Below are 13195 nucleotides of genomic sequence, written 5' to 3'. Positions count from 1 at the left end.
CCCTTGACTCAAGTATACTCGAACACCTTTTCGATTCAAGGGATATTTCGGGCACATTCGGCCGAATATTGCTTGTAGCCAGGAGTATTGATCAAACGAGAGATGGCACCCTACTCCCCCACCGCCTATCGAGGATCCATCCGATAATGCAACGCCATGGCCCGGGCGCGCCACAGACGCAATTCGTGATCGGTTCGCAGAACACCTTCCGAGTCTTCGAACACGTGGAATCGCTCATGGATCGGAATCCTTGCCGCATAGACCTTTCCATTCTCCACGACAGTGACGTATGCCCCTATGTCCCCGAATTCTCCTTGCCCCGAGGTGAGTAGCAGGGAACCGTCGTCGCAGACTTCGGGGTGCAGGAACACCTGAACATTCCCAGACTCCAGCGGGAACGAGACATGGACACAGGGTTGAGAACTGTTCGGCAGAAACGTGATTCGGTAGTACCCACTGAAGAGATAGTCACCTGACTTTCGCAGTGTCCGCAGCCAGGCCGAACCCGCATGCCTGCCGTCGGCATCCGCTACGCGTGTAATCGAACTGTCGACACCATACGCAACTGACATCGGGTTTACGGGCAGCGCAAGTTGCTGCACGCGCCGACCGTAGAACCGCTCGACCAGCGACCCCCACGGCGCAAATCCCGGCGCCCATTGTGTCCACGCCTGCATTCGCCACGTCGAGGTTCGCTCGTAGAAATCACGGATGGACGGCGTCAACCGCGACGGATCAAAATCCGGCCCCGCCAATGCATCCATGCGTGGTAGGAGACCCTCGACCGCTGCCCCCACACCAACCGTGCCACCGATACGCAACGCTTCGGCGTGAATCCAACTGTCTTCCACCGGACCGCGCACCGCTGTCGGCGCTTGCAACCACGTATCTTCGGACAGGTCGATTTTGCGGCCGACTACACGCCAGAACACACGCGTCGCGCGATCTGCAACAGGCCACAGACGTTCACCCGCCATCGACGTCCCCCTCGCCTTGGTGCCCGGTCATCTCCACCTGGACACTAGTACGTTGCACGACCTCCGCTGGCGTCGTACACCGCACCGGTCGAGTAACTCACCGCCGTCGAGGACAACCAGCCGATCAGCTCGGCAATTTCGTCCGACTTCCCCATCCGCGACATCGGCGTCAGACTCTGCGACCGAGCGAGAATTGCGGGGTCGGTGCCCGCGTTCATCGGACTTTCGACGGCGGCCGGAGCCACGGCGTTGACCAGGACTCCGGTTGTCGCGATCTCCTTGCCCAGTGACTTTGTCAGAGCAATGACGGCAGCTTTCGACGCGGAGTACGCACTCTGGTTGGGATTACCGTCTTTTGCGGCAATGCTCGCCAGATTCACAATGCGCCCCCAACCTGATGCGGCCATGCCGGGCACAAAGGCGCGGCACATGAGGAAGGTTCCTTCCACGTTGATTCGGAATGTGCGCTGCCAGTCGGCGAGCGAGACATCGACCAGCGGCGCCGACGGACCCACGATGCCGGCACTGTTGATCAAGATGTCGACCTTGCCGATGCGCGCACGCAACTCGCCAACTGCAGCCGGATCGGTCACGTCGAGACGTTCGTCGGCTCCCTCCGCGATGTCAGCGGTAATTGTCCGAACACCGTTGTCGGACAATAGTTTCGAACATGCGGCACCAATTCCGCTGGCACCGCCGGTAATCAGCGCAACTGCACCTTCTGGATAGCTCTGCATCAGTCTCATCTCCCGGAGATCATGTGCGCTCAGCGCTTAATTTAAGATACAAATAGATATAATCTGCGTCACACTGTGTACGATTTCGAATATATGACGTCGGGCAGAGTCGTCAAAATCAACAGTCGACATCAACGAAGGACACATCGATGGAAATTCGCTGGTTGCACGCGTTTGTCGCGGTCGCGGAAGAGCTACATTTCGGCCGCGCGGCGTCACGGCTGCAAATGGCTCAGTCGCCTCTGAGCCAGATGATTCGCAAGCTCGAGAAGAACATCGGCGTGCAACTGTTCGAGCGCAGTACTCGTACCGTCGCGCTCACCTCCGGTGGGCACGCTTTTCTGCCACACGCCTATCGCGTTCTCGAGAACATGGAAACCGCCCGTCAAGCCACCCGCGCGTCCACCGGCGGCGTGTACGGCCGTGTCGCGATCGGATTCACCGGCGTGCTCAACCACCAGGCGTTGCCGCCGTTGACGCGCGCATTGCGCCAGCGGTACCCCGAGGTCGAATTGACCCTCCTGGGCCGCATCATGACCCGAGACGCCGTGACACAACTCGAGAGCGGCGCATTGGACCTGGCGTTTGTCGGGTTGCCGGTGGCGGCGGCGCCGTTGTCCACCCGCCTGATTCGCCGCGAAGCCTTTGGCGTCGTACTGCCGATCGATCACCGGTTGGCCGCCGAGAGCGAAATCGACCTACGCGAATTGGCCGACGACGGATTTGTCACCACACCCATGTCGGCCGGTTCCGCCCTGCAGGAGACGGCAATGCGGGCCTGCATGAATGCGAACTTCCGCCCGCGCGTGGTCCAGGAAATCACCGACCCCTACATGATCCTGATGCTCGTTGCGGCGGGAGTCGGCGTCGCCTTGATGCCGTCTGGCATGGCCGGCATTACCCCTCCCGGCAGCGTCTTCGTTCCCCTCACCGGCGAACCGACGTACATGAACCACGGAATCGCCTGGTCACCGCGTCACATGACCGACGCGCTCGCAGTTGCACTCGCAACCTCGGAGGAAATCCTCCCCACTCCCGAGATTGAGACGTAATTCGACATTATCTGAGACTCATTTAGTGTTGGACGCGCCATAGTCCTTCATGGCAAGGTCGTCTCAGCCGCCGAAAGGTGAGGGACGTCACCGCAGCGTGACGCATCACGACACGTGCCACCACCGTCGGCCAATCGGGACGAAAGGACTACCCATGGCGCCTCCGCCTACCCCCGCAGTTTCCACGACCGGGACCGACGAAAAGCCGAACTCCAACGCTCGGCGTGCCGCAGTGTCGGGCTTCCTCGGAAGCACCCTCGAGTACTACGACTTCTTCATCTACGGCTCCGCCGCCGCACTGGTGTTTCCCACGATCTTCTTTCCCGGCGGAGGCTCCACCGCCACGCTGCTCTCCATCAGCACCCTGGGCGTGGCCTACGTCGCCCGCCCGCTCGGCGCAGTGCTGTGGGGACACCTCGGTGACCGCTACGGTCGCAAGAACGCACTCCTCGCGTGCCTTCTGCTCATGGGAGTCGCGACCGTCGTCGTCGGCTGCCTGCCGACGTACGAGCAGATCGGCATTGCAGCGCCGATCATCCTCGTCTTACTTCGCCTCCTCCAAGGCCTGTCTGCGGGTGGAGAATCACCCGGCTCCTCGGCACTGACACTCGAACACTCACCGGATCACCGCCGTTCGTTCTTCACGTCGTTCACCATGAGCGGCATCATGTTCGGCATCGTCATCTCGAGCCTGGTATTCATCCCGGTAGCAAGCCTGCCCGACGAAGACCTTTACTCCTGGGGCTGGCGAGTTCCCTTCTGGCTCAGCATCATCGTGACCGTCGTTGCACTCTGGCTGCGACGCGCACTCGACGAGCCTGAGGTATTCGAAGAGCTCAAGGAACAGGACAACACGGCAGGAATTCCCGTCGTCGAGATGTTCCGCTCGCACTGGCGCACCGTGATTCGCATCAGCATGAGTTCGACCTTCGCGATGATCAACACCATCGTCAACGTCTTTGCCCTGGCCTACGCCGTCGAATCCGGCTTCGAACGCTCGACGATGCTCTGGGCAATTGCCACGGCCAACTTCGTTGCCGTACTTACCCAGCCGCTGTTCGGCATTCTGTCCGATCGCTACGGCCGCAAGCCCATCTTCGTCATCGGCGCAATCGGCGCCGGCCTGATGGTCTTCGTTTTCTTCCACTCGATCGGAACCCAAAGCGTTCCCATGGTTTTCGCTTCGGGAATCGTCATGATCGGCATCTTCTACGCGATGCCCAATGGCACCTACCCGGCGTACTTCCCGGAGCAGTTCCCCGCCAAGGTTCGCTACACCGGTATGGCCGTGAGCCTCATGCTCGGACTTCTCGTCGCCGGCTTCACACCGGCAATCGCCCAGGCGATTTCCGCAGGCGACAAGAGCAACTGGACACCGGTCGCGTGGATGTGCCTCGGCTTTGCGGTCGTCTCCGCCATCGCCGCGATGTGCGGTCCGGAAACCTATCGGACGCCGACCGCAGAACTCGGCGAACCGAAATCAGTCACGCTCACGAAGCAAGACCCAGAGCTCACCAGCAACAACGCTTGACCGGACCGGCCCCTCGCGCTGACTTCGCGCCGCGAGGGGCCGTCCCCACTTATGCAGGAGAAATGTCATGCCTACCGAATCCACCCGTCACCGGATCGGCCTTGTCGGCGCGGGAATCACCACCTCACTCTCGCCGGCGCTGCACTCCCACGAAGCGGCAGCACTCGGTCTCGCCGCCTACAGCTACGAACTGATCGACCTCGAGGCAAGGAACGTCTCGGTCGAGAAGACCGGCGAGTTGGTTCGCGCCGCCGTCACCGGTGGTTTCACCGGGCTGAACATCACGCACCCGTGCAAGCAAGTTGTCGTGGACGCCCTCGACGAACTGTCCGACAACGCCCGACTGCTCGGCGCCGTCAACACGGTTGTGGTCGACAACGGCCGTCTGATCGGCCACAACACCGATCACAGTGGATTCCTCACCGCACTTCAACGCGGGCTACCTGACGCCACCTTGGATCGAGTGGTCCTCGCCGGCGCCGGCGGGGCAGGTTCGGCAGTTGCCTACGCGCTGGCGGCAGCCGGTACGACGGATCTCCGCATCGCCGACGTCGACTCAGAACGCGCTGCCGATGTATGTTCACGCGTTGCCTCGGCTTTCCCTGACACGCGCACAACGGCTTTGGCGATTGGTGAGATCGCCGATAACCTGGCGACAAGCGACGGCGTCGTCAATGCGTCTCCGATCGGTATGGTCGGCCATCCCGGAACTCCGTTCGACCCCGCTGCGCTCCACTCCGGCTTGTGGGTCGCGGACATCGTCTATCGGCCGATGCGCACCGAATTACTCGACGCTGCAATCGCTCTCGGGTGCCAGGTGCTCGACGGCGGCCAGATGCTGGTGGCTCAAGCCTCTGACACCTTCACACTTCTGACGGGCATCGAAGCTGACACGGATCGGATGCGCACCCACCTGAGCGACATGATCTCCGAGATGGCCAGCGCATGAGCACAGTCGAACACTCACTCTCGCAAAATGCTCCAGGAGCACCGATGAACGCAACCCAACCATTTGCCGAACCCCTCGACATGGGCAGCGTCCGCCTTCGGAACCGATTCGTATCTGCTCCGATGGAACGCAATTACTGCGAAGTCGACGGCACCATGACGGACGAGTACATCGCATATCTCGCTCGCCGCGCCGAAGGTGGTGCGGCACTGATCTTCACCGAGGCGAGCTACGTGCGCGCCGACGGCAAAGGCCGCATCCGGCAGATGGGCGTCGACGTCGACGAACGGATTCCCGGTATCAAGAAGATGGCCGACGCGATCCACGCTCACGGCGCCCTCGTCGGAGTCGAACTCAACCACGGTGGACGTACGGCGCAAGGTTCTGTCAGCGGGTTTGTTCCTGTTGCCCCGACACCGATTCCGTGTTTGGTGGTCGGCGGCGAGATGCCAGAACAACTCGACGCCGACGACATCGAGCACATCATCGAATGTTTCGGTGAAGCCGCAGCGCGCTGCCAGCAGGCGGGCGTCGACGTCATCTCCCTGCACGGTGGCCACGGGTATCTGATCCACCAGTTCCTCTCCCCTGCTTACAATCACCGCGACGACGAGTGGGCCGACCCCACCTTGTTCGTCAACAAGGTCATCGCCTCCGTCCACGAGCATGCTCCGGGAATCACTCTGGGACTTCGATTCTCAGCCTTCGAAGGCATTGACGGCGGGCTCGACGCCGAGACAACCCGCGCGCGCATCGACGCCATCGACACTGACCGACTCGATTTCCTCGACGTCTCGGCCGGCAACTACGAAGCGGGACAGTGGATCATCCAGCCCGGTGAATGGTCCCGCGGACTCCTCGCACCGTACTCCGAGCAGTACCAGCGCGACTTCGACATCCCGGTGGGTGTAGCCGGACGCATCACGTCGCCGGAGATCGCCGCGCAGATCATCGAATCCGGCCAGGCGAACTTCGTCAGCATGGCCCGTACGTTGCACGCCGACCCGGACTTTCCGAATCGCGCTATCGACGGTGGCCGGTACCGCCCCTGCATCGCCTGCAACTACTGCATCGACAGCCTGGCCGCCGGCCCCATTCCCTGTTCCGTCAACCCGTGGGTCGGACGTGAACTGGATCAGCCCACGAAGCCGGCTGATGCCACCGTACGCGTCGCCGTCATCGGTGCCGGTCCGTCCGGAATGGCCGCTGCCCGCGACCTGGCACTTGCCGGTCATCGCGTCGACCTGTACGACGAACGCCCCAGCCTCGGTGGCGACTTCGCTCTGGCATCGAAGCTGCACGAATATCCCGAATACGGGCGGATCGTGGACTGGTACCTCGCGGAACTGGCCGAACTCGGGGTGCAGTGCCACACCTCGACCAGAGCTGACGCAGCATTGCTCGCAAACAGTGACTTCGACGCGATCGTCCTTGCTGCCGGTGGGCACGGTCCCGTGACTGACCTCCCCGGCGCGCAGACCCGAACCGTCCGTGACGTTCGCGAGTTCCTGGTTTCCGGAGATCCGGTCCCCGAGGCAATCACCATTTTCGGCGCCGACCGCGAGGCTGCTGCCGTCGCAGACGATCTGCTCCAGAAGGGCACCCAGGTCGTCATGATCGGGCCGCAGGAAACCATCGCGCACGACGTCGGCCGACGCGGCAAGATCGTGCTGCTGCCGCGCCTGGCCGCAAGTGAGAACCTCACGACCTACCTGAGCTCGATCGTCACCAAAGTCGACGCCGATCGGGTCACGATCTCGACAGGCGGTGCACTGAGCGAAGTCGACGCCCCCGGCGAGCTGCTGATCTCACAGGGTGTCGAGCCGCGCTCGGAGCTTCTGGCCGAACTACGTTCACTGGCACCACGACTCGGGGTCCATACCGTCGGCGACGCGAGCGGTGACGGCGGATCCATCCATGCCGCACTCGTGACCGCAGCCGACGTTGCCGTCGCCATCACCGCCGCCGCTGCGGCCCGTCAGGAGGTTCACGCATGAGCGCACACACAGCCGCACCGGTGGCAACTGCGTTGCCACCCATCGGACTCGGAACCTGGCCACTGGTCGGTGCCGACGCCACGAAGTCGGTACTCTCCGGAATCGAGGCCGGGTACCGCCTCATCGACACCGCCGCGATCTACGGCAACGAGGACGCCGTCGGCGTAGCGTTGGCGGAGTCTGCTCTACCGCGAGAAGAACTGTTTGTCACCACCAAACTTCGTGGAAACGAACAGGTTTCCGGTGACATCCGCGGAGCGCTCGAGCAGAGCCTGGAACGACTGGGACTGGATCAACTCGATCTGTTCCTGATCCACTGGCCGCTCCCGCGAATCGATCGTTACGTTGCGTCATTCGAGGCGATGCTGGCCTGCCGCGACGCCGGACTGGTTCGGTACGTGGGTGTGTCGAACTTCCTCGAGCACCACCTGCGCCGCGTCGTCGCCGAAACCGGCGAGGCACCGGCAGTCAACCAGATTCAGATGGACCCGTCGCTCGCGCGAATTCCGGTGCGCCGCGCCAACGACGAACTCGGAATCTTCACGCAGTCGTGGAGCCCGCTCGGCCGCGGCGATGTGCTCGACAACGCCGTGGTCGGGGAGATCGCCGGTCGAATCGGTTGCACACCAGCTCAAGTGGTCCTCGCTTGGCACGTCGCGCAGGGTGTGGTTCCGGTCGCGCGATCAGCGAACCCGACGCGTCAGGCCGAGAACCTGGCAGCACTCGACGTGACCCTCTCCGGCGAGGACATCGAAGCACTGAACAGTCTCGACCGCGGCGAGTCTGCGGCGCGGGACGTCGAAGCAGAGGAACATTTCTGATGACGTTGAAAGTCGGAATCGTCGGCTGCGGCAAGATCGCCGGCAACCATGCCCGAGCCCTGCAACAAGTCCCCGGCGTCGAGGTAATCGGCTGCTGCGATCCCGATCTCGGACGCGCCCAGGAGTTCGCGGCAGCGCACGGCATTCCCGCAGCCGTGAGTTCAGTGGAGCAACTTCTCGCCCTCGGACTCGACGCCTGCACCGTTTGCACGCCGCACCCGGTACATGAAGAGGTAGTCGTGGCCGCTGCCGAAGCGGGTGTACATGTGTTGTGCGAGAAGCCCATCGCGGTCGATGTTGCTGCCGCCGACCGCATGATCGAGGCCGCCGACCGCGCCGGTATCACCTTCGGCGTCCTCTTCCAACGCCGCTTCTGGCCGGCCGTGCGTCGTATCCGGGACGCCATCGACGACGGCCGGATCGGACTGCCCACGCTCGGCGAGGCGTCGGTGATCCTGCACCGCCCATCGAGTTACTACTCGGCCGACGCGTGGCGCGGACGCTGGGACACCGACGGCGGTGGCGTGCTCATGACGCAGGCCGTGCACCAGATCGACATGCTGGCCTGGTTCATGGGCGAGGCTGTCTCGGTCAGCGGCTTCATCCGCACCCACACCCACGGTGAGCACATCGAGACCGAGGACAGTGCGTCAGCTGTGATCTCCTTTGCCTCGGGCGGCACCGCCACCGTCACCGCGACTACCGGTGCCAATCACAACCTGGGCAACCGCGTCTCGGTGATCGGGCGCACCGGTGCCATCGCCAGCGTCCTCGAGTTCCCTGAAGGGCACGAGGGTGTCAACGAAATCTGGACCGTGCCGGGCGAAGTGGAGTTCCAGTCGCGGTACTCCGCCGATATCGACGCCAATCTCGATGTGGGAGCGGTCAATGCGGCACTCACTGACTTCCACACCTTGCAGGTTCAGGACTTCGCCGACGCCGTCCTGACCGGGCGCGAACCCGCCGTCACCGGACGAGACGCCCGCGCGTCACTTGCCATCATCGCCGCAATCTACGAATCGTCACGAACGGGCAAGGTTGTCGAGCTGACATCGACACCGACCCTCGCAACAACTGCCAAGGAGCAGAAATGAGTAGCAGTACCCCCCTCACCTACGACGTGGTTGTCGTGGGCTCCGGCGCAGGCGGGCTTTCCACAGCAATTGCCGCAGCACATGGCGGCGCGTCGGTACTCGTTGTCGAGAAGGCCGACACCTGCGGCGGCGCAACGGCCTGGTCAGGCGGGTGGATGTGGACCCCGCGCAACATGTTTGCCATCGCCGACGGGGTTGTCGAGGATCGTTCGGCGCCGCGGGCATATCTGGAGAACCGACTCGGCGACAACTTCGACGCCGCCAAGGTGGATGCACTCCTCGACGGTGCACCGGAGATGGTCGAGTTCTTCGAACGCAAGACTGCGCTGAAGTTTGTTCCCGGAGCCAAGATCGCCGACATTCACGGCGACACACCGGGAGCCGGCACGGGTCATCGTTCCGTCGGACCGAAACCGGTGAGCTTGCGAAAGCTCGGACCCGACGTCGCGGCGCTGCTACGTCGACAGTTGTACGAGACGTCATTCCTCGGTATGGGCATCATGGCCGGCCCCGACCTGCAGGCATTCTTGCACTCGACTCGATCGCCGAAAGCATTTGTGCACTGTGGTGTTCGCGTGACAAAGCACATGTTCGATCTCGCCACCAAGCGTCGTGGCCAGCAACTCGTCAACGGCACTGCGCTTGTCGGCATGATGCTTCGCTCAGCGCTCGATCTCGGCGTCGAGATTCGGGTGAAAACGTCGGCAACATCGCTGCAGACTGACGACGACGGTCGCGTTGTCGGCGTCCGCCTCGAAGGCCCGGATGGTGCGTACTCGGTAACTGCCACGCGCGGCGTCGTACTGGCCACCGGCGGCTTCGCCCAGGACATCGACCGCAGACGTGAAATGTTCCCCCGTACCCCCACCGGAAACGAGCACTGGTCACTCACTCCGAAGACAACCACCGGCGACGGCATCACCCTCGGCGAATCCGTGGGTGGTCGCCTAGACCGCACTCTTGCCTCCCCCGTCGCGTACTGCCCCGTCTCCATCGTTCGCTACCGCAACGGCAAGGAAGGTGTGTTCCCGCACATCCTCGACCGCGGAAAGCCCGGTGTCATCGGAGTTCTCGCGAACGGCAAGCGTTTTGTCAACGAAGCACTCGGCTACCACGACTACACCCTCGCGATGGTCGAGCAGGTTCCCGAGGGAGACGAGGTGTGCTCATGGTTGATCGCGGATCAGCAGTACGTGCGCTACCTCCCGCTGGGCATGGCCAAGCCCCTGCCGATCCCGATCCAGCCGTACCTGCGCTCGGGATACCTGACACGGGGTCACACTGTTCGCGAACTGGCGGAGAAGATCGGCGTTGATCCGACGCAGTTGGAAAAGACAATCGAGGCATTCAATGTCGGGGCCGTGGCCGGTGAAGACCCCGAGTTCGGTCGCGGCACAACGCCGTTCAACCGGGGATCCGGCGATACCGCCAACCCCTGGCCGAACCCGTCGCTCGCACCCTTACAGAAGGGTCCGTACTACGCGGTGAAGGTGGTGCCGGGCAGTTTCGGTACCTTCGCCGGGCTTGTCACCGACTCGTCGTCGCAGGTGCTCGACGACAACGACCGCCGCATCGAGGGATTGCTCGCCGTCGGCGTCGATCAGGCCAGCGTGATGGGCGGGCACTACCCGTCCGGCGGCATCAACCTCGGCCCGGCTATGACGTTCGGTTACCTGGCAGGTCGGGAACTGGCCGGAGCCAAGACAGTTGGAGCGCACGCATGACACTCTCACTCGGACTGGCAGCCCTCACAGTGCTCGATACCGCACCGATGCAGCACGTCGACTTGGCGGAAAAACACGGCTTCGACACCATCGGCATCCGCCTGATGCCCGCGGCACCAGGTACGACGGCCTACCCGCTGCACGAGGACAAGCAGTCGTTGGACGAACTGGTGCGTCGACTGGATGATTCACCCGTTGAGGTATTCGACCTCGAAATCATCCGCCTTGCAGCCGACTTCGACCCCGCCGACTATGTTCCGCTTCTCGAAGCGGGTGCACAGCTCGGAGCCAAGGCCGTTCTGGTGGGCGGCGACGACCGCGACCGCGCTCGGCTCACGGACTCCTATGCCCGCCTCGCGGAACTGTGCGCGAACTACGGCATCGTCGCCTCGCTCGAATTCATGCCGTGGACTGCGGTGCCCGATGCGCGCGCTGCCATCGAGATCGTCTCGGCGGCAGATGGTCCGGCTCGGAGCGTTCTCGTCGACGCATTGCACACCGACCGCTCGGCGACAACGCTGGAGGATCTTGCGTCCATCCCGCGCGAGTGGCTGCACTACGCCCAGATGTGCGACGGTTCGACCCCCGCTCCCACCGATGACGCAGAACTGATCCGTCACGCCCGCGAAGAGCGTCTGGTGCCCGGCACCGGCGGCATCGCCCTGGCCGACATCTGGTCGACATTGCCTGCCGGACTGCCGGTCAGCATCGAACTGCCCAACGAGCCACTGCGTCAGGCCGTCGGCACAGACGCCTGGCTGGAACGCCTGGTCACGGCCACGCGAGAAGTTTTGGCCTAGCGGCCCTGTGCGCCTTTTTGGTAGTTGGCGCTACCAGAAAGGCGCACGGGGGCATCAGCCCCTACGGCTGGCAACGGCCTGCGCCAGACGGTCCAACTGCGCTGCCGTGGTGGACCAGTCGATGCACGCGTCGGTGATGGACTGACCGTAGGTGAGTTCGTCCGCCTTGCCCAAGGTCAGGTCCTGACGACCGGCCTCGATGAAGCTCTCCAACATGACACCCGCGATTCCCTGCTCACCGCCGGCGAGACGAGCTGCGATGTCGTCGAGGACGATGACCTGACGCTCGTGATCCTTGCTGCTGTTGCCGTGGCTCGCGTCGATGACCACACGCTCGGGCAGGTTCGACTTGCGCAGGCGGGCAAGGGTATCCGCGACGGTCTCAGCGTCGTAGTTCGGTCCATCGCTGCCACCGCGCAGGATGACGTGGCAGTCGGGGTTACCAGCCGTACGGATCAAGGCAGCCTGACCGTCGAGGTCGGTGCCGGGGAACACATGGCTCGCTGCCGCAGCGCGGGTACCGTCGACGGCTACCTGCACGTCGCCTTCGGTGGAGTTCTTGATTCCGACGGGCATGGACAGTGCGCTGCACAGCTGGCGATGCACCTGGCTCGCAGCGGTCCGGGCACCGATCGCGCCGTAGCTGACCAGGTCCGCGATGTACTGCGGCATGATCGGGTCGAGGAACTCACAGCCGACGGGCAGACCGAGGCTCGACACGTCGAGCAGCAACTTGCGGCCGATACCAAGACCGGTGTTCACGTCGTAGGTGCCGTCGAGGTGGGGATCGTTGAGCAGGCCCTTCCAACCCAGCGTGGTGCGCGGCTTTTCGAAGTAGACCCGCATGACGATGTGCAGGTCGTCCCGCAGTTCTTCGGCCTTGGCAGCCAACCGGCGGGCGTAGTCCATCGCAGCTTCCGGATCGTGTACCGAGCACGGTCCGACAACAACGATCAAACGGTCGTCGTCACCGTTGAGGATGTTGATCGTGTCGGCACGGCCGGTCCGCACGGTTGCGGCCGCGACCTCGTCGGGTGCGTGCTGAGCTCGGACGGTCGCCGGCGAAACCAGCGGACTGATACTGACAGTGCGCTGATCGTCGAGGCTGTCCGATGTGGCTGTGGTGTCGATGGTGACAGTCATGGGGTTTCGGTTTCCTGTTCTCAGGCCGACCCCAGAGATGAAGTGAACTCCAGCGAGCCGGTCTGTAATCCGGCTCTTGGGTGGAGGTTGTCAGCGCGTGGTTACGCCGGCAGGCCCACCCGGGGCCGGCCTGCTAAACCAGAAATAGACGCGCTGCATGTCGGCCACGATACCTCGAGTGCTGACGAGGTCAATTCCGCCCCTGTGTTTGCGAGGAGAAACCAGCACCTCGTTATGGTTGACGTGGCCGTTCGTGCGGCCACGATCGGCGAGGGAACCTGGTGCAAGTCCAGGGCTGACGCGCAACGGTGACGAACCTTCTCGAGGGATCGAAGTCCGGATACTCGCTGATCGAGCACGGCGAATTCTC

11 protein-coding genes and 1 riboswitch are annotated in these 13195 nt (G+C 63.3%); of the genes, 8 read left to right on the top strand and 3 right to left on the bottom strand.

Annotation, left to right across the window (positions count from 1 at the left end; translation table 11 throughout):
- Positions 1–125: 125 nt before the first annotated feature.
- Positions 126–977: a hypothetical protein gene (locus C7T36_RS26980; protein ID WP_045068935.1), complete on the bottom strand. Its 852-nt coding sequence runs from the start codon at positions 975–977 to the stop codon at positions 126–128.
- 44 nt (positions 978–1021) lie between these two features.
- Positions 1022–1714, bottom strand: coding sequence for an SDR family NAD(P)-dependent oxidoreductase (locus C7T36_RS26975; RefSeq protein WP_033234051.1), 693 nt, complete (start codon positions 1712–1714; stop codon positions 1022–1024).
- A gap of 149 nt (positions 1715–1863) precedes the next feature.
- Between C7T36_RS26975 and C7T36_RS26970 the strand changes: the two genes are divergently transcribed.
- From C7T36_RS26970 to C7T36_RS26935, 8 genes are all read left to right on the top strand, one after another.
- Entirely contained in the window at positions 1864–2766 is a 903-nt protein-coding gene (locus tag C7T36_RS26970; protein WP_033234050.1) for a LysR family transcriptional regulator, read from the top strand.
- A gap of 154 nt (positions 2767–2920) precedes the next feature.
- The gene (locus C7T36_RS26965) at positions 2921–4297 is read left to right on the top strand and encodes an MFS transporter (RefSeq protein ID WP_033234049.1); all 1377 of its coding nucleotides are present in this window, start codon (positions 2921–2923) and stop codon (positions 4295–4297) included.
- A gap of 67 nt (positions 4298–4364) precedes the next feature.
- A complete protein-coding gene (locus C7T36_RS26960) occupies positions 4365–5246 on the top strand; it encodes a shikimate dehydrogenase (protein ID WP_045068932.1) in 882 nt (293 codons plus the stop codon).
- A gap of 44 nt (positions 5247–5290) precedes the next feature.
- The gene (locus tag C7T36_RS26955) at positions 5291–7243 is read left to right on the top strand and encodes an FAD-dependent oxidoreductase (protein WP_045069773.1); all 1953 of its coding nucleotides are present in this window, start codon (positions 5291–5293) and stop codon (positions 7241–7243) included.
- On the top strand, positions 7240–8064 hold the full coding sequence (locus C7T36_RS26950) for an aldo/keto reductase (RefSeq protein WP_045068929.1): 825 nt from the start codon (positions 7240–7242) through the stop codon (positions 8062–8064). The genes C7T36_RS26955 and C7T36_RS26950 overlap by 4 nt, the downstream gene beginning before the upstream one ends.
- On the top strand, positions 8064–9158 hold the full coding sequence (locus C7T36_RS26945; protein WP_045068926.1) for a Gfo/Idh/MocA family protein: 1095 nt from the start codon (positions 8064–8066) through the stop codon (positions 9156–9158). The genes C7T36_RS26950 and C7T36_RS26945 overlap by 1 nt, the downstream gene beginning before the upstream one ends.
- Positions 9155–10882, top strand: coding sequence for an FAD-dependent oxidoreductase (locus C7T36_RS26940; protein ID WP_045068924.1), 1728 nt, complete (start codon positions 9155–9157; stop codon positions 10880–10882). Before C7T36_RS26945 ends, C7T36_RS26940 begins: the two co-directional genes overlap by 4 nt.
- Positions 10879–11682, top strand: a complete 804-nt coding sequence (locus tag C7T36_RS26935; protein ID WP_020970535.1) for a sugar phosphate isomerase/epimerase — start codon at positions 10879–10881, stop codon at positions 11680–11682. The genes C7T36_RS26940 and C7T36_RS26935 overlap by 4 nt, the downstream gene beginning before the upstream one ends.
- A gap of 54 nt (positions 11683–11736) precedes the next feature.
- Here C7T36_RS26935 and C7T36_RS26930 read toward each other — a convergent pair whose 3' ends face one another.
- A complete protein-coding gene (locus C7T36_RS26930; protein WP_033234043.1) occupies positions 11737–12825 on the bottom strand; it encodes a 3-deoxy-7-phosphoheptulonate synthase in 1089 nt (362 codons plus the stop codon).
- Between the two features lie 230 nt (positions 12826–13055).
- Positions 13056–13192: riboswitch (cobalamin riboswitch) on the top strand.
- Positions 13193–13195: the final 3 nt, after the last annotated feature.

This window comes from Rhodococcus sp. AD45-ID (assembly GCF_003023755.1).
GTDB classification, from domain to species: Bacteria; Actinomycetota; Actinomycetes; order Mycobacteriales; family Mycobacteriaceae; genus Rhodococcus_F; species Rhodococcus_F globerula.
The sequence above is the reverse complement of the archived record's forward strand: the minus strand, read 5'-3'. Positions and strand labels throughout refer to the sequence as shown.

Coding starts and splice junctions, on each gene's coding strand:
- C7T36_RS26930 (WP_033234043.1), bottom strand. CDS start 12,825: ATGACTGTCACCATCGACACCACAGCCACATCGGACAGCCTCGACGAT.
- C7T36_RS26940 (WP_045068924.1), top strand. CDS start 9,155: ATGAGTAGCAGTACCCCCCTCACCTACGACGTGGTTGTCGTGGGCTCC.
- C7T36_RS26965 (WP_033234049.1), top strand. CDS start 2,921: ATGGCGCCTCCGCCTACCCCCGCAGTTTCCACGACCGGGACCGACGAA.
- C7T36_RS26935 (WP_020970535.1), top strand. CDS start 10,879: ATGACACTCTCACTCGGACTGGCAGCCCTCACAGTGCTCGATACCGCA.
- C7T36_RS26960 (WP_045068932.1), top strand. CDS start 4,365: ATGCCTACCGAATCCACCCGTCACCGGATCGGCCTTGTCGGCGCGGGA.
- C7T36_RS26980 (WP_045068935.1), bottom strand. CDS start 977: ATGGCGGGTGAACGTCTGTGGCCTGTTGCAGATCGCGCGACGCGTGTG.
- C7T36_RS26975 (WP_033234051.1), bottom strand. CDS start 1,714: ATGCAGAGCTATCCAGAAGGTGCAGTTGCGCTGATTACCGGCGGTGCC.
- C7T36_RS26970 (WP_033234050.1), top strand. CDS start 1,864: ATGGAAATTCGCTGGTTGCACGCGTTTGTCGCGGTCGCGGAAGAGCTA.
- C7T36_RS26955 (WP_045069773.1), top strand. CDS start 5,291: ATGAACGCAACCCAACCATTTGCCGAACCCCTCGACATGGGCAGCGTC.
- C7T36_RS26950 (WP_045068929.1), top strand. CDS start 7,240: ATGAGCGCACACACAGCCGCACCGGTGGCAACTGCGTTGCCACCCATC.
- C7T36_RS26945 (WP_045068926.1), top strand. CDS start 8,064: ATGACGTTGAAAGTCGGAATCGTCGGCTGCGGCAAGATCGCCGGCAAC.